This is a genomic window from Mesorhizobium kamtschaticum (assembly GCF_056174585.1).
In genome coordinates this window covers 3,354,186-3,369,518 of the sequence record NZ_CM149691.1, presented here as the reverse complement: position 1 = coordinate 3,369,518, position 15,333 = coordinate 3,354,186, and the positions used below count along the sequence as shown (strand labels likewise).

The 15,333-nt window shown below is 64.1% G+C and carries 15 protein-coding genes and 1 pseudogene; 8 read left to right on the top strand and 8 right to left on the bottom strand.

What is annotated here, in order from left to right:
* Window positions 1–249: 249 nt before the first annotated feature.
* The gene (locus AC0V7N_RS16480; protein WP_475459304.1) at window positions 250–432 is read right to left on the bottom strand and encodes a hypothetical protein; all 183 of its coding nucleotides are present in this window, start codon (window positions 430–432) and stop codon (window positions 250–252) included.
* A gap of 79 nt (window positions 433–511) precedes the next feature.
* Entirely contained in the window at window positions 512–781 is a 270-nt protein-coding gene (locus AC0V7N_RS16475) for a cyclase (protein ID WP_475459301.1), read from the bottom strand.
* 220 nt (window positions 782–1,001) lie between these two features.
* Here AC0V7N_RS16475 and AC0V7N_RS16470 point away from each other — a divergent pair, with 220 nt between their 5' ends.
* The 3 genes from AC0V7N_RS16470 (at window position 1,002) to AC0V7N_RS16460 (ending at window position 3,358) form a co-directional block, all read left to right on the top strand.
* Window positions 1,002–1,748: an SDR family NAD(P)-dependent oxidoreductase gene (locus AC0V7N_RS16470; protein WP_475459299.1), complete on the top strand. Its 747-nt coding sequence runs from the start codon at window positions 1,002–1,004 to the stop codon at window positions 1,746–1,748.
* Between the two features lie 10 nt (window positions 1,749–1,758).
* Complete coding sequence (locus tag AC0V7N_RS16465; protein WP_475459297.1) at window positions 1,759–2,865, top strand: sigma-70 family RNA polymerase sigma factor; 1,107 nt, start codon at window positions 1,759–1,761, stop codon at window positions 2,863–2,865.
* Window positions 2,866–2,956: 91 nt separating this feature from the next.
* Window positions 2,957–3,358: a VOC family protein gene (locus AC0V7N_RS16460; protein ID WP_475459295.1), complete on the top strand. Its 402-nt coding sequence runs from the start codon at window positions 2,957–2,959 to the stop codon at window positions 3,356–3,358.
* 169 nt (window positions 3,359–3,527) lie between these two features.
* Here the strand turns inward: AC0V7N_RS16460 and AC0V7N_RS16455 are convergent, their stop codons facing one another.
* The 3 genes and pseudogenes from AC0V7N_RS16455 to AC0V7N_RS16445 all read right to left on the bottom strand — a co-directional run bounded on the left by AC0V7N_RS16455 (window position 3,528) and on the right by AC0V7N_RS16445 (window position 8,464).
* Window positions 3,528–4,109, bottom strand: coding sequence for a histidine phosphatase family protein (locus AC0V7N_RS16455; RefSeq protein ID WP_475459293.1), 582 nt, complete (start codon window positions 4,107–4,109; stop codon window positions 3,528–3,530).
* An 83-nt stretch (window positions 4,110–4,192) separates the two neighbouring features.
* A pseudogene (locus AC0V7N_RS16450) lies at window positions 4,193–7,389 on the bottom strand (efflux RND transporter permease subunit).
* Window positions 7,390–7,393: 4 nt separating this feature from the next.
* A complete protein-coding gene (locus tag AC0V7N_RS16445) occupies window positions 7,394–8,464 on the bottom strand; it encodes an efflux RND transporter periplasmic adaptor subunit (protein ID WP_475459288.1) in 1,071 nt (356 codons plus the stop codon).
* Between the two features lie 286 nt (window positions 8,465–8,750).
* On the opposite strand from AC0V7N_RS16445, the gene AC0V7N_RS16440 reads away from it, so the two are divergent.
* A complete protein-coding gene (locus tag AC0V7N_RS16440) occupies window positions 8,751–10,283 on the top strand; it encodes an alkaline phosphatase family protein (RefSeq protein WP_475459285.1) in 1,533 nt (510 codons plus the stop codon).
* A 211-nt stretch (window positions 10,284–10,494) separates the two neighbouring features.
* On the opposite strand, the gene AC0V7N_RS16435 is transcribed toward AC0V7N_RS16440, so the two are convergent.
* On the bottom strand, window positions 10,495–11,346 hold the full coding sequence (locus tag AC0V7N_RS16435; protein ID WP_475459283.1) for a VirK/YbjX family protein: 852 nt from the start codon (window positions 11,344–11,346) through the stop codon (window positions 10,495–10,497).
* Window positions 11,347–11,805: 459 nt separating this feature from the next.
* On the opposite strand from AC0V7N_RS16435, the gene AC0V7N_RS16430 reads away from it, so the two are divergent.
* The 3 genes from AC0V7N_RS16430 to AC0V7N_RS16420 all read left to right on the top strand — a co-directional run bounded on the left by AC0V7N_RS16430 (window position 11,806) and on the right by AC0V7N_RS16420 (window position 13,287).
* A complete protein-coding gene (locus AC0V7N_RS16430) occupies window positions 11,806–12,255 on the top strand; it encodes a universal stress protein (RefSeq protein WP_475459281.1) in 450 nt (149 codons plus the stop codon).
* A 105-nt stretch (window positions 12,256–12,360) separates the two neighbouring features.
* Window positions 12,361–12,636 (top strand): type II toxin-antitoxin system TacA family antitoxin, encoded by a 276-nt coding sequence (locus AC0V7N_RS16425; RefSeq protein ID WP_475459279.1) that lies wholly within the window; start codon window positions 12,361–12,363, stop codon window positions 12,634–12,636.
* 93 nt (window positions 12,637–12,729) lie between these two features.
* Entirely contained in the window at window positions 12,730–13,287 is a 558-nt protein-coding gene (locus tag AC0V7N_RS16420; protein ID WP_475459277.1) for a sugar O-acetyltransferase, read from the top strand.
* A 7-nt stretch (window positions 13,288–13,294) separates the two neighbouring features.
* Here AC0V7N_RS16420 and AC0V7N_RS16415 read toward each other — a convergent pair whose 3' ends face one another.
* Window positions 13,295–14,044, bottom strand: a complete 750-nt coding sequence (locus tag AC0V7N_RS16415; RefSeq protein ID WP_475459274.1) for a sulfite exporter TauE/SafE family protein — start codon at window positions 14,042–14,044, stop codon at window positions 13,295–13,297.
* A gap of 15 nt (window positions 14,045–14,059) precedes the next feature.
* On the bottom strand, window positions 14,060–14,263 hold the full coding sequence (locus AC0V7N_RS16410; protein WP_475459272.1) for a hypothetical protein: 204 nt from the start codon (window positions 14,261–14,263) through the stop codon (window positions 14,060–14,062).
* A 123-nt stretch (window positions 14,264–14,386) separates the two neighbouring features.
* Here AC0V7N_RS16410 and AC0V7N_RS16405 point away from each other — a divergent pair, with 123 nt between their 5' ends.
* On the top strand, window positions 14,387–15,262 hold the full coding sequence (locus AC0V7N_RS16405) for a LysR substrate-binding domain-containing protein (protein WP_475459269.1): 876 nt from the start codon (window positions 14,387–14,389) through the stop codon (window positions 15,260–15,262).
* The last annotated feature ends 71 nt before the right edge of the window (window positions 15,263–15,333 follow it).

Sequence of the window (15,333 nt, the reverse complement as noted above, 5' to 3'; positions counted from 1 at the left end):
TTGGAATAGGAGGGGTAAACCTTTTCATGCACAAGCCTTACCTTGCCGTGACTTGGACCAGCGATTGCTCTCACATCGTCCCTACCCACACTCGAGCAGTCGGGGTTCAGGTTTGCGCCCTTGAAGATGTAAATCTCTTGTCCGGAGAGCGCTGTCTTTTCATAGCTCGACGAACTGGCGGCCGCCGGACAGACCGAAAACCCCAGAAGCGCAAGGACCGTTATCACACTTGTAGTACGGCAAATCATATCACCCCCTCAGCTTGGCGAATTCTCTAAGTGATAGCTCTATGACGACTTCAAGCAGACGGCCAATCACGGAATCAGTACGTCCAATCAATTCATGGTTATCAGAATACAGCTTGGATACTGTGCCGATGCATTTTGATTTCAACAATAAATCCGCCCCAGTGCCGCTGGCCAGCTGAGCCAAGCGTCCCGCTCGCCAGGCCCGAGGCGGCTGGCCAGTCATTGCGGCACATGCAGTCGGATAGACCGGATGGAGCGGTCGATCAGGCCTTATTGGTGATCCACATGGTCGGCGCGCCGACCACGCCGGCGTTCCCCATCGCCTCTTTCAATTTTGGGTTTTTGATGAAGGCCTGTGCCTCGGCGACACTGGCGAAATCATGCGTCACGGTGACGTCGTTGGGGTTGTCCGCCGCCTGATAGACGGTCTCAGCCTTCACGCCGCCGGCCTTTTGAACCGGGGCGAACCCGTCATAGACTTTGCGCCAGGCCTTGTAGTCGGACACGGTATGTCTCACGAACAGCGTCGTCATCGTCCATTCCTCCCAGGGTTATTGGTGCGCCCAAGAGGTCGGCGATGGGCCGTCCAGTTTATCACCTCAAGCAGCTCTTTGGCAAACCGGCGAACGAATGAGATGCGCCTGACAAGCGCCCCGCCAAAGTTCTTTTGGCCCACCGATGATTTCCACCCACCCGCGCTGTCTTCACCTACAGGCGCCGGAATCCTCCGGGCCGGAAGAAGCGAGGTGAGCCATGCAATCGTTGAAAGGTCAAAATGTCGTCGTGGTCGGAGGCAGCCGGGGTGTCGGCCGCTCGATCGTGGAAGCTGCGCTCGGCGAGGGAGCAACCCTGCTTGCCGTCGCCCGCGGCGCGGAAGCTTTGAAGGAGCTCTCCTGGGAAGCGTCAGGCGTGAAGACCCTTGCCGCCGACGCCACGCAGGACACCGCGCCCGACGCGGTGTTTGCCGCCATGCAGCCGGACGTGCTGGTGATCTCAGCCGGCGCCTTCGCTCCGTCGGCCTCCATCCAGGACCAGAGCTGGGACGATTTCTCGGCGAATTGGGAGACGGACGTCAAGGCATCGTTCCTGTTCTGCAAGGCGGCCCTGCAAGGCGCGCTGAAGCCGGGCAGCCGCGTGGTGCTGATCTCCAGCGGCGCGGCATTCAGCGGCGGCCCGCCGAACTCCGGCGGCTATTCCGGCGCCAAGCGCATGCAGATGTTCCTGGCCGCCCACAGCCAGAAGGAAGCCGACAGGTTGGGCCTTGGCCTGCGCTTCATGGCACTGGCGCCGATGCGCATCATGACCGGCACCGGCGTCGGCCAGCGCGGCATATCGAGCATTTCCGCCTATCTCGGCATCAGCCCGGCGGATTTCCTGGCCAGCATGAGTGATGTGCAGACACCCGCCGATGTCGGACGCGCCGTGGTCGCGCTCGCCGCCGGCAAGGCGCAGGGAACCGCCTTCACGGTGAGCGGCAGCGGCCTTGCAGCGGCGGCATGAGGCGCGCAGGATGTCAGACAAATTCCGGCACATTCCGCTTGGCAGGCTCGACATGACAGATGCTCCCGGCCCGCTTGAGCCGCTGAGCCCGACAGGCCGGCCGATCCTCGATCGGCCTGCCTTCGAGCGCCTGACGATGGCCCACCGCCGTGAGCTGAAACTGCACTGCTACCGGATGATGGGCTCGCTGCACGAGGCCGACGATCTCGTCCAGGAGACGTTGCTGAAGGCCTGGCGCGGCCGCGCGCAATTCGACGGGCGCGGCTCGCCGCGCGGCTGGCTCTATACGATCGCCACCAACGCCTGCCTCAACGCCATCAAGGCGCGGGGCACAGCGCATCGCATTCTCACAGAGTCCGCGCGGCCGCCGAGCGAAGGACGTGCCGCCGCCGGGCCAGCCGCCGAGCTCTCCTGGCTGGAGCCTTACCCCGACGCCGAGCTGCCGGACCTTGTTGATGGCGAACCCGGCCCGGACGCGCGCTACGAGACAAACGAAGCGGTGCGGCTTGCCTTCGTCGCCGCCATCCAGCTGCTGCCGCCCCGGCAACGCGCATCCCTTCTGCTGTGCGACGTGCTCGGCTGGTCGGCGCTGGAGACCGCGCAGTTGCTGGGCGGCTCGACCGCCTCGGTCAACAGCGCCTTGCAGCGGGCGCGCGCGACGCTTGGTGAGCGCTATCCCGCAGGACGCCCCCTGCAGCGATCGCAGCCCAACCCGGAGGAAGGTGCGCTGCTCGACCGTTACATGCAGGCCTGGCAAGCCGCCAATCTCGACGGCTTCATCTCTCTGCTGCGTGAGGACGCCACCTACCACATGCCGCCATGGCGCGACTGGTACCAGGGACGCCCCGCGATCCACGGTTTCTTCAAAACCGTGTGGGGCAATTTCGCCGGCTACCGCGCGGTGGCGACACGGGCCAACGGCCAACCCGCCGTCGCGATCTACGCCCAGCGCCATGACAATCCCGAATGGCGTGCGCAATCGCTGCATGTCATCGAGCCGGCCGATGGCGGCATCGCCTCGCTCACGGTCTATGTCGGCCCGCTCGCGGCAGAGCTGTTCGCCGCCTTCGGCCTGCCGCCAATGGTGCAGGAGAGTTGGTCCGAATCGAAAGCGTAGCCGTCTCTCCTGACAGAAAGCTGGCAGGAGGCTTGGCCTATAGATCGGTCAGGAAGCCCGCTTGCGGCTTTAGCGATCAAGGAGCCCTGCGATGAATTTCGTCTCTGTCCGCATCATCACCTCGGATGTCCAGCGCCTCGTGCGCTTCTACGGCGAGATCACCGGCATGCCGGTGACGGTCTACACGGAAGACTTCGCCGAACTGGCGACACCTTCCTGCACGCTGGCGATCGGCAGCACGCGCACCTTGATGCTGTTTGGTGGCGACATCGCCCGCCCCGCCGACAACCACACCGCCATCCTCGAATTCCGCGTCGGCGATGTCGATGCCGAATTCGCCCGGCTGTCGGACTTGATCAGAAACGTCACCGTGCAGCAGCCGACCACCATGCCCTGGGGCAACCGCTCGCTGCTGTTTCGCGACCCCGACGGCAATCTGGTGAATTTCTTCACGCCGGTGAGCGCTGAAGCCATCAGGAAGTTCGACAAGTAGGAGGCGGACGGGCGCCGGTTTCAAGCCCTTGCAGCGCCAGACATTCGGCATTGGCCGAAGCCTTCCCGCGTTCGTCATCCACGGGCGGAGCAAGGAGCGCAGCGACGCAGCGCAGACCCGAGGATGACGAACGCGAGGAGGCGCCCGTGCCGAGCGCTGTTGCCCGCCGCTACTTCAAGTTCCACTTGCGCACCACCGGCTCGCTCAGATCATGCTCATAGCCGAGCACGCTGATGCTCGCCGTATCGAGCACGAACAGCGCGCCGCCTTCCGGCGGCAGGCCGAGCCAGCGGGCGGTGAGCAGGCGCAGGAAATGCGCGCTGGAAAAGATCAGGGTCGAGCCGCCAGCTTCGCGAAGCTGGCTGATGATCCTGTCGGCGCGGGCGCCGACATCAGCCGCCATCTCGCCTTGCGGGCAGCCGTCGCGAAAGACGTTCCAGCCCGGCCGCTCGGCCAGGATTTCCTTGGTGGTGCGTCCTTCATAGGCGCCGTAGTCCCACTCCTGCAGATCGTCGTTTCTGACACTTGTCGCGCCAAAGCCGGCCAGCACGCTGGTGTTGTAGGCACGCTGCGAGGGGCTCGACCATACCGCCGAGAACGACAAGCCCTTGAGCCGATCCGCCACGCCCCGCGCGGCGGCTTCGCCCGCCGGCGTCAGCGGCATGTCGGTGCGGCCGGTATGCTGCCCCGAAAGGCTCCACGCCGTCTCGCCATGCCGGACCAGATGGATTTGCGGTAACGCGCTGCTCATAAGCTCGGCCTTTCGTTGATGTCAGGCCAAGCTGTAGCGGTCGGCACAAGACAGCGAAAGACCCCGGCGGCCGTCGCAGCACTTCAGCGCCGCTTCGCCACCTGTGTCTCGCGCCGCTTGGGTGGCGGCGGTGCTTGCCTGACCTCCGCCCGTGGGCCGGCCGCCAGCGTCGGCTCAGCGGCGGGCACGACGATTTCAGGATCGGCCTTGCGGCGCCAGAACCAGCGGAGATGGCTGAACCGGCTGAGGTAGATGTAGATGACGGGCGTGGTGTAGAGCGTCAGGAACTGCGACAGGAGCAGGCCGCCGACGATGGCGATGCCCAGCGGCCGGCGCAGCTCGGAGCCGGCACCGCTGCCCAACGCCAGCGGCAGGCCGCCGAGCAGCGCCGCCATCGTCGTCATCATGATCGGCCGGAAGCGCAGGATGCAGGCCTGGTAGATCGCCTCCTCCGCCGGCAGGTTGCGTCGTCGCTCGCCCTCCAGCGCGAAGTCGATCATCATGATCGCGTTCTTCTGACGATGCCGACCAGCAGGATGACGCCGATCAACGCGATCAGCGAAAAATCATAGCCGAGCGCCATCAGCGCCAGGAAGGCGCCGACACCGGCCGACGGCAGCGTCGACAGGATGGTGAGCGGGTGCACGAAGCTCTCATAGAGGATGCCGAGCACGATATAGACGGCGATGATCGCCGCCAGGATCAGATAGGGCTGGTTGGCCAGCGACGACTGGAACACCTTTGCCGAGCCCTGATAGCGCGTCGTCAGCGCCGGCGGCAGGATCATCGACTGTTCGAGCTTCTGGATCGCGGTGATCGCGTCGCCGAGCGAATGCCCGGCCGCCAGGTTGAACGACAGTGTCACCGCCGGAAACTGGTCCTGGTGGTTGATCGTCAGCGGCGACACGGACATCTCGTAATGCGCCAGCGCCGACAGCGGCACCATCTGGCCGCTGGTGCCGGAACGCACGAACAGCCGGGCGAGCGCCGAGGCGTCCTCCTGGAAGCGCGGCTGCAATTCCAGCACGACATGGTGCTGGTCGAGCTGGGTGAAGATCGTCGCCACCTGGCGCTGGCCGAAGGCGTCGTACAGAGTGTCGTCGACGGCCTGCGGCGTGATGCCGAGCTGGCCGATCAGGTCGCGGTCGATCTTCAGCGTCATCCTCGGCGCGCTTGCCTGCAGGTCGCCGGTCACATCCTGCAATTCTGGCAAGGTCTGCAATTTGGCCAGCATGATCGGCGCCCATTTGAACAGCTCGTTCACGTCGGGATCCTGCAGCGTGTACTGGTACTGCGTCTTGCTGACCCGCGCGCCGATCTGCACGTCCTGGCGGGCCTGGCCGAACAGGGCGATGCCCTCGACCTTGGCCGCCGCCTTGCGCAGGCGGCTGATCACCTGCGTCGCCGTCGCATGGCGCTCGCGCAGCGGCTTGAGGTCGATCATCAGCCGGCCGCTGTTGACGGTCGGGTTGGCGCCGACCCAGTAGTAGACCGTCTGCACGTCAGGGTCGGCGGTCACCACCTTGGCCAGTTCGTGCTGGCGCAGCACCATGGCGTCGTAGGAGATGTCCTGCGCCGCCTCGGAACTGCCCGAAATGGTGCCGTTGTCCTGCTGCGGGAAAAACCCCTTCGGGATGATCTGGTAGAGATAGACGGTGGCCCCGAGCGTTGCCGCCATGAACAGCAGCATCACCGGCTTGTGGCGCAGCACCCAGCGCAAGCCCACCTCGTAGACATGCAGCATGCCGTTGAAACTGGCTTCGAGCGCCCGCGACGCGATGTTCTCGCGCGCATTGTGGTCGATCGGCTTCAACAGCCAGCCGCACATCATCGGCGTCAGCGTCAGCGAAATCAGCCCCGACATCATGATGGCGATGCTGACGGCGACCGCGAATTCGCGGAACAGCCTTCCGATCAGGCCGCCCATCAAAAGCAGCGGAATGAAGACGGCGACCAGCGACAATGTCATCGAGATGATGGTGAAGCCGATCTCGCGCGATCCGCTGAGTGCCGCCTGCAGCGGCGGGTCGCCATTCTCGATGTGGCGGATGATGTTTTCCACCATGACGATGGCGTCGTCGATGATGAAGCCGACGGCAATGGTCAGGGCCATCAGCGACACGTTGTCGATTGTGTAGCCGAGCAGGTACATCGCCGCGCAGGTGCACAGCAGCGACACCGGAATGGTGATGCTGGGGATGAGCGTGGCGCGCACATGCCGCAGGAACAGGAAGATGACCAGCACGACCAGGCCGATGCTGATCGCCATGGTGAACTGGACCTCGGAAACGGACGAGCGGATCGTCTGGGTGCGGTCGCCCAGGATCTGCATCTTGAGCGACGGCGGCAGCGTGCGCTGCAGCTCCGGCAACGCATCCTTGATCAGCTGCACCGTCTGGTTGATGTTGAAACCGGGCTGCTTGTGGACATCGATGATGACCGCGCGCTGGCTGCCGAGCCACGCCGCCTGCCTGATATCCTCGACGCCGTCCACGGCCGTGCCGACGTCGCTGATGCGAACCGGCGCTCCGTTGCGATAGGCAATGATCACCGAGTTGAACGAGGCCGCGTTGGAGAGCTGGTCGGTGGCGGCGAGCGTCAGCGATTGCCTGGGACCGTTCAACGTGCCCTTCGGCGCGTTGACGCTTGCCGTCGCTATCGCGGCGCGGATGTCTTCCAGGCTGAGGCCGAGGGCTGCCGCCGCCGACGGATTGACCTGGACGCGAACCGCCGATTTCTGCTCGCCATGGAAATCGACAAGCCCGACGCCGGTGATCCGCGACAGCTGCAGCGCCAGATAGTTCTCGACATAGTCGTCGACCTTGTCGATCGGCAGGTCGGCGGAGGTGACGGCGATCGACATCAGCTGCGCGTCGGCCGGATTGGCCTTCTCGTAGGTCGGCGGACTGGGAAGGTCCTTCGGCAGGTCGCCGCTGGCGGCGCTGATCGCGGTCTGCACGTCTTGTGCTGCGCCGTCGAGGCTGCGGTCTAGGTCGAACTCGACCTGGATCGAGGTGCGCCCGAGCGAACTGCTCGAACTGATCGACGTCACGCCAGAAATCAGCGCCAGCTGCCTTTCCAGCGGTGCCGCGACCGTCGTCGCCATCGTCTCGGCGTTCGAGCCCGGCAGGTTGGCCGAGATCTGCAGCGTCGGGATGTCGACTTGCGGCACGCCGGCAATCGGCAGCAGGAAATAAGCGACGAGGCCGACCAGGGTCACGCCGATGGCCAGGAGGGTGGTGGCGATCGGCCTGACAATGAAGGGCGCCGACATGTTCATGGCGTCAGTTCGCCGCCTGGGCCGGGCCGGTGACGTCGACCAGGTCGCCTTCCTGGATGCGGTACTGCCCGTCGATGACGACGGTGTCGCCGGGCTGAACGCCTTCGCCGACGACCGCAAGCTCGGTATTCGAATACGTCACCGTCACCGACTGTTTGACGATGTGCCGATCCTTGCCGACCACGAAAGCATAGGTCCCGTCAGGGCCGCGCACGATGGCCGTCACCGGGACCGTGACCACACCCTTTTGCAATTCGACCTGGACGCGGACATTGACGAACTGTCCTGGCCACAGCAGGTCGTCGGCATTGTCAAAGACGGCGCGTATCCTGATTGTCGCGGCGGCGCTGTTGATCTGGTTGTCGATTACGCTCAGGCTGCCGGTCGCCAGCTGCTGGCCGCTATTGTCCTGCGCGACCACGGGGGCATTGCCTGCCTTCATCACGGCCTGGATACGGGGAAGCGTATCGGACGGCAGCGAGAAGTCGACGGCAATGGGGTGGATCTGGCTGATGCGGACGATGCCGCCGGTGTCGCTGGCGCGGATGATGGTGCCGGCATCGACCGTGTGGATGCCGGCCCGGCCGTCCAGTGGCGAGCGGATCTGCGTGAAGCGCAGCTGGATCTGCTGGATATCGATGGCGGCTTGGTCGACCTTGACGGTTGCTTCCAGCTGCGCCACAGCGGCCTTGGCCGTGTCCAGCACCTGCGTCGAGCCGACGCCCTTGGTGGTCAGCGTCTGTGCCCGACCAAGGTCGAGCCTGGCATTTGCCAGCGCCACGTCGTCCCGCACCTTGTTGGCCTGCGCCTGCGCAAGGGCGGCCTGCGGCGGCTCCGGGTCGATCTCGGCAAGCAGGTCGCCGGCATGCACATCCTGGCCATCGGTGAAATCGAGCTTGATGAGCTGGCCATCGATGCGGCTGGTCACGGTCACGCTGTGCAACGGCGCCACCGAGCCGAGGCCAACCAGGAATACCGGAACATCGCCGCGGCGCGCCACATCGGCAACCACCGGAATAGCCGCCGCCAATGGGCGGCTGACAGCCGAGGCGCTTGCGACGCCCAGACTCAGCAAGCCAAAGGCAGTGGCCCGAAAGATTCGGGAGGCCTTGCACCAGTCGGCGATCATATGCGGTCTCTCGTCCGTCCGGTTCTAGGTCGTGGACTCAACAATGGACGTGACGCGAGTTCCTGACAAACCACGGTCCCGTGAGCTGTATCTTGCAGAGGCAAACCTTTCCGCTGCATCACCGCTGGCTTACCAATCCGTAAGGTCCTTTGCCAACGAGTTTTCATGAACCTGTCATGCCGCCTCGCCTATCCTTTACCCATCGCGGGGCTGCGAGACGAGGGAGACTTCAATGAAAACGCTATCTCTGGCGCTGGCTGCGGGTACGCTGTCGGCGGCGTTGGCGGGCGCGCTGTCTTGTTCCAGCGCCGTCGCCGCACCCTACAAGCACGTCCTGCTCATCAGCGTCGACGGGCTTCATGCACTCGATCTGGCAAATTATGTCGCCGCAAACCCGACAAGCTCGCTCGCTTCGCTCGCCCACACCGGGATTTTCTATCCGAATGCGCTCGCCAGCGCCCCGTCCGACTCGTTTCCTGGCCTTGTGGCACAGGTAACCGGCGGCACACCCAAATCGACGGGCGTGTTCTACGACGACAGCTACGACCGTACCTATTTCGCGCCGGCCTCGGATTGCAAGGGCGAGCCGGGTGCCGAGGTGGCCTTCGCCGAGAACATCGACGTCGATTCGACCCGCCTTGATGGTGGTGGCAAGCCCGGCGATTACCGCAGCCAGATCGACCCGGCAAAGCTGCCGATGACGCTGATCAACGGCAAGTGCTCGGTGGTCTATCCGCATGATTTCGTGCGGGTCAACAACGTCTTCGAAATCGTGAAAGCTCATGGCGGCCGCACGGCCTGGTCCGACAAGCACCCGGCCTACGAATGGCTGAACGGACCTTCAGGCAAAGGCGTCGACGATCTCTACGCGTTGGAACAGGACAGCTTGATTCCCGGCACGAAGGTGAAGACGACGGGCAGCTTCAAGGCCGAGCGTGACTTCGATGAAGCGCGGGTCCAGGCGGTGATCAACGAAATCAAGGGTCTCGACAGCACCGGCGCGCACCACGTTGCGGTTCCCGCGCTTTTCGGCATGAATTTCCAGGCGGTGAGCGTGGGGCAGAAGCTTCCCAAGGCCGGTCCTGGCGACGAGGCCGGTCTGGTGGGCGGCTATCTGGATGCCAGCGGCGCGCCCAGCAATGGTCTTGCCGGGCAGCTCGCCTATGTCGATGGCGCTCTCGGCGAACTGATGGTCGCACTCAAGGACAACAAACTCGCCAATTCGACCCTGATCATACTTGCCTCGAAGCATGGCCAGTCGCCCATCGACCCGGCGTCGTTCCAGCCACTGGACGATGATCCCTATACGAAGACACCGGGCTACGCCTTCCACATCGCCGACGACGCCGCGCTGATCTGGCTCAAACCGCAAGACAGGGTCAAGAACCTGGCGGCGGCGCAGGATTATCTCGAGAAATCGAGCAAGGCTGAAGGCATCGCCCAGATCCAGCCGCCGAATGCGCTTGCTCTCGCCTATCAGGATCCGGCCACCGACAGCCGTACGCCGGACTTCATAGCCACCGTCAATCCGGGTGTGGTCTACACATCCGGCTCGAAGATTGCCGAGCACGGTGGCGCCAATGCGAACGATCGCAACGTGGCGCTTCTCATCAGCGCTCCTTCGCTCAAGCCGGGATCGGTGCCAGCTCTGGTGCAGACGACACAGGTAGCTCCCACCATCCTGCGGGCTCTTGGCTATGACGCGAACGAACTCCAGGCTGTGAAGCTCGAAGGCACCCAAGAGTTGCCGGCGGCACCGTTCTAAGCTTAGGGATGATACCGCTTCACGATTGACCGCCGGGCATGCTCGGCGGCCAATTGTGAATTGATACCCAAGCACGATGCGCGACGGATGCGTCCCAGAAGTGGCTGTCCGGAACACCGCTACAGTCTGGAGAGCCCATTAGCCCTCTTTGACCATCAAGCGCCTTCCCGATCGTGGTTCGGGGTTGGAAGCCATTTTCCATCCGAGGCGTTCAGCTCCGCAGCAGCGGCCTGACAGCTTCGCTGACAGAACGCGAAATTTCGACCTCGAGGCGCTGACGCTTGCGTATTTGCGCCCGTTTGTTCGGCTTGTAGTCGGCCGGGTCGCGTTGAGCCTTCACGAGGGGCAAGGCATACATTGTCCGACGTATTGGCCTGCCGCCGGACTCCGCCCAGAAGCTGTCATAGTCCGCCGTGATGCGGCGGCGCAAAGCATAGTCCCTCGAAAAGACGTGGCCTGCGTTTGATGCCGCGACAAGGCCACGGAGTTTGAGTGAGGATGCCAACGTCTGGGCGACCAGGAGCAGCAGAGTTTTCGGTCGCAAACCCTCCATGGCTTTGGTCAATATTCGGGAATCCTCGAGACCTTGCACACCGGTCGACGTCGACTTTAGAGCGCCAATATAAAGAATCTTGCCGCCGCCACCGAGTTGTAGAAGCGACCGGTCCACAATCGCGAGCCCCATTTCGATAACGGGACGTCCCTCCAGGCGCAAGAGAAGGCGCCATTCCCCCTCTCGGTACAAACCTGCCTGACCCGTCAGTTCCACCGTGACTTCACCAGCAACGGTCGACATTGCCAAAAGACGATGACCGCGAGTGTGGCTTTCGACCAAGGCGGTGTCGGTCAAAAGACGCGCCGCCTCGGTGTAGTGACCAACAACGGCGATCGAGCGACGGTTACGCGCCAAGTCAGCCGCGAGGTACGGCCGAACGGGCTTCAGCGCAATGTCGGGATATTGGGCAAGAATTGCAGCGAACGGCTCAACACCGAGGGCGGACCGGATGGCGGCGATATCGCGCCGGAATACCCACTGAAGCGCCGCCCATTTGGTTGCATGCACCCAATTGTTCAGCTCGCGCCGAAACTTGGAGGGCGGCCGTCTTAGTGGGCCTCTTGGCCGTGTTGGCTGCAGAGTGCCCATGGCAGTCGTCATTTGCTGTATTCTCGGTCGGACGCGTCGATCAAAGGCAACTGATGATCTGAATGTCGGATATCGGGCTTACCGCCGCCTCGCCGCGAACATACAAATTCGTAAGTTAGCCATTTTGGACAACCTTCTCGCGCATGGTCTCCGGCGCCACGTCCGCTCTCGTTGCAATCGCCCCGGTTGCGGCGCAACCGAGCCAAGGCCGACCAGGGATACCGGAACATTGCGGCGGCGCACGCCCCTCGCCTGGCCCTGATCCGCATCGCGCTGGCCCTGTGAGGGGGCCCATGACGCAACTATATCAAGACGAGCCGCACCAAGGCTCCCGCCACTCCGAAGGGCGCAAGCCCTTGCACAACAGGTCAGATCATCATGTACAAACATCTGCTCATCGCCACCGACGGATCGGAACTGGCCGACAAGGGCGTTGCCCATGGCCTCACTTTGGCGAAAGGCATCGGCGCCACCGTCACCTTCGTCACCGTCTCGGAACCGTACCCCATCTTCGCCTGGGGCGGCGCCATGGCCGGCTATGCGGCGGGCGACGAACTGGCCGTCTACCAGGAAGAATCGCGCAAATATGGCAAGGAGGTGCTCGACAAATGCAAGGCATCGGCCGATGCCGCCGGCGTGTCCGCCAAGCTTGTGCATGTCGAGGACAAACGGCCCGCCGAAGCGATCCTGGAACTGTCGCAGGCGCAGGGCTGCGATCTGATCGTGATGGCCTCGCATGGCCGCCGCGGACTGGGCAAGCTGCTTCTGGGCAGCCAGACGGCGGAAGTGCTGTCCTACACCGAAATCCCAGTGCTGGTGGTTCGGTAGTAGATTGACCCGGCGCGCTCTTCGCATGCCTTGAGGTCAATGCGACGGGATTCATGTTGTACGGATTCAATCCGTACTGAATAATTGGGGGCAAAGGAGATACCTATGCCCCGCAACGTCATTGACAACGGTCGAATCGATCTTCGGATTCTGCCCGAAGCGAAAGCCGTAATCGCTCGTGCGGCGGCCTTGTCGAATGTCGGCCTGACCGAGTTCGTCACGCGCTCCGCATTGCGTGACGCTCAGGCCACGATCGAGCGCGCCGAACAACTTGCACTGTCAGAACGGGACAGCCTGCGCATCCTCGACCTGCTTGAAAACCTGCCCTCCCCGACCAATCGCCTTATCCGCGCCGCCAAGGCCGGTCAGACCCTCGCGTGATCTCCATTACGTGGCAAGAAGTGCCGATCGGGAAACAACACAACCGTGCCGACTTCGCCATTCGTTCGACCGTGCCCTGGAGGAAAGCAACGAATGGCGCATGAGGATCGCACCAGGACAATCCCCGGGAGAACACCGGAATCGGCAGCGATGCTGGCGGACGTCAAACGGGCGATGGCAATCACCGCCCGTCTCAACCGTCTGACATTCAACGACGCGGATGAAGTCCGCGCTTTGTTCAGCGAACTCATCGGCAAGAAGGTCGACGACAGCTTCCTGCTGATCCCGCCCTTCTACGCCACCGGCGGTGCCGACATCCGTGTGGGGCGCAATGTCTTCATCAATCAGAACTGCACTTTTTATGATCTTGGCGGGCTCGACATTGCCGACGACGTGCTGGTCGGGCCGAATGTGAGCCTCATCACATCGGGCCATCCGCTCGAGCCGTCGCGGCGCCGCGCCTTCACCACGGCAAAGCCGATCGTCATCGAACGCAACGTCTGGATCGCCGCCGGCGCAACAGTCATTGGCGGCGTGACGGTGGGCGAAAACGCCGTCGTCGCGGCGGGCTCGGTGGTGACGAGGGACGTGCCCCCCAACACCCTTGTCGGCGGCAACCCGGCCAGGGTTATCAGGTCGATTGCCGAATGAGGGCAAATCACCAAAGCGCCTCCAGCGCAAGATACGCCCCAAGCGCCAGCAACCCCACGAAAAACACCTTGCGAAACGTCTCGACGCTCATCGTCTGGCGCAACGCCTGGCCGATGAACATGCCGGCCAGCGCCGGCAGCAGCGCCAGGATCGACCCTGTCAGTTGCGCCGTCGGCGAGGCCAGAGCGCCCGTCCGGAACAGGCCAATGGCAAGGGCTGCCGTCGAGACCGTGAAGGAGAGGCCAAGCGCCTGGATGAGGTCCTCCTTCTCCAGCCGAAGCGATTGCAGATAGGGCACCGCCGGGATGACGAAGACGCCGGTGGCGCCGGTGACCAGCCCGGTCGCCACGCCGACCAGCGGTGACATCAAGACCTCGTGGCGCGCCGGCGTGGTGAAGCCAAGCTTGAGCAGGCCGAGAATGGCGTAAAGCACCAGCGCCGCACCCAGCCCTGCCGAGGCCGCGCCCGAATGTGCGCCGGTGAACACCGTTGCCCCGGCGACGGTGCCCAGCATGATGCCGGCCATCATCGTCCACAGCCGCTTGCACAGGCCGCCGAAGGAGGGGCCGGTGAACAACTGCCAGAGGTTGGTGATCAGCGACGGGATCAAGAGCAGTGCGGCCGCCTGCGCCGGCGGCATCGTCACCGCCAGCAGCCCCATCGCCACCGTCGGCAGCCCCATGCCGACGACGCCCTTGACGAAGCCCGCGGCGAGGAAAACGGCACCGATCCAGGCGATGATGCCGGCACTCAGCATGACCGCACCACAGGATCAATCATGCAGCAGCATGTCCGTAGCGTCGGCATCGGGGTTGGGTTTCGCCAGCGCGGCATCGGGACTGATTGAAGCCGCAATTGTCGTACATCCCCGCAACCCGGGCTGCGCCGGCGCCATGGCAAGCGAAGCCACCGCGACCGCCAGCACGATGGCCATGGTTTCAAGAAGGCCTGGCCGGCCTGTCGCTTTTTCGCTCATCGCACATCTCCATCGCAAAAGATTTGACTGACATGTGGGCCGCGCGCAATGTGGAAGTTGCGGTGTCAGCCTTCGTTCTGGACGAAGGCTGAAGCAGCGCCGAACGCCTTGCAGGAGCAAAAAATGCGCTTCGATCTCATCGACCTTCGGCTGTTCCTGCTGGTGGCCGAGCGCGGCAGCATCACGCGTGGCGCCGAGCTTGCCGGGCTGGCGCTGGCCTCGGCGAGCGCCCGCATCAAGGGCATGGAGGAGCGGCTCGGCGCGCCGCTGCTGGAGCGCCGCCGCCGGGGCGTGGTGCCGACGGCCGCCGGCCACGCGCTGCTGCACCATGCACGCGCCGTGCAGAACCAGATCGAGGCGATGGCCGGCGACCTCGGCGCCTATGCCGGCGGCCTGCGGGCGCGTGTACGGCTGATGGCCAACACCGCCGCCACGGCCGAGCTGCTGCGCGACATCCTGCCGGCCTTCCTGGTGGCGCATCCCGGCATCGACATCGATCTGGACGAGCGCCCCAGCCACGAAATCGCCGAGGCGGTGGCCAGTGGTGCCGCCGACCTCGGCATTGCCGCGACCTGGGCCGGTCTTTCGCATCTCGAACAAAGACCGTTCTTCGTCGACCGGCTGGTGGTGATCACCGCGCGGAACTGGCCGGGGCTTGCCGGCCTGCATGCTGTCAACCTAGCCGACATTCTGAGTGAATCCTTTGTTGGCCTGAGCCTCGGTCACGCCCTGCAGGAGCACATCACCCGCCAGGCCGCCAGGCTTGGCGGGCATCTGCATATCCGCATCCGCGTGCCCGGTCTCGACAATGTCTGCCGCCTGGTCGCCCAAGGCGCCGGCATCGCCATCGTGCCGGAAAGTGCGGCGCGCCGCTCGGCCCGTACGCTCCGCAGCCTGCGGCTCAGCGACGACTGGGCGACGCGCCAGCTCAACCTCTGCGCTCGCAGCTTCGACGAGTTGACGCCGCAGGCAAAGCTGCTGGCCGCCGCCCTGGTCTGAGCCTGACAGCCCTGACAGGAAGGTGGTCGCGATCGTGCGCCGGCCGGCGCACGGTTGCCATCCCGGCTAAA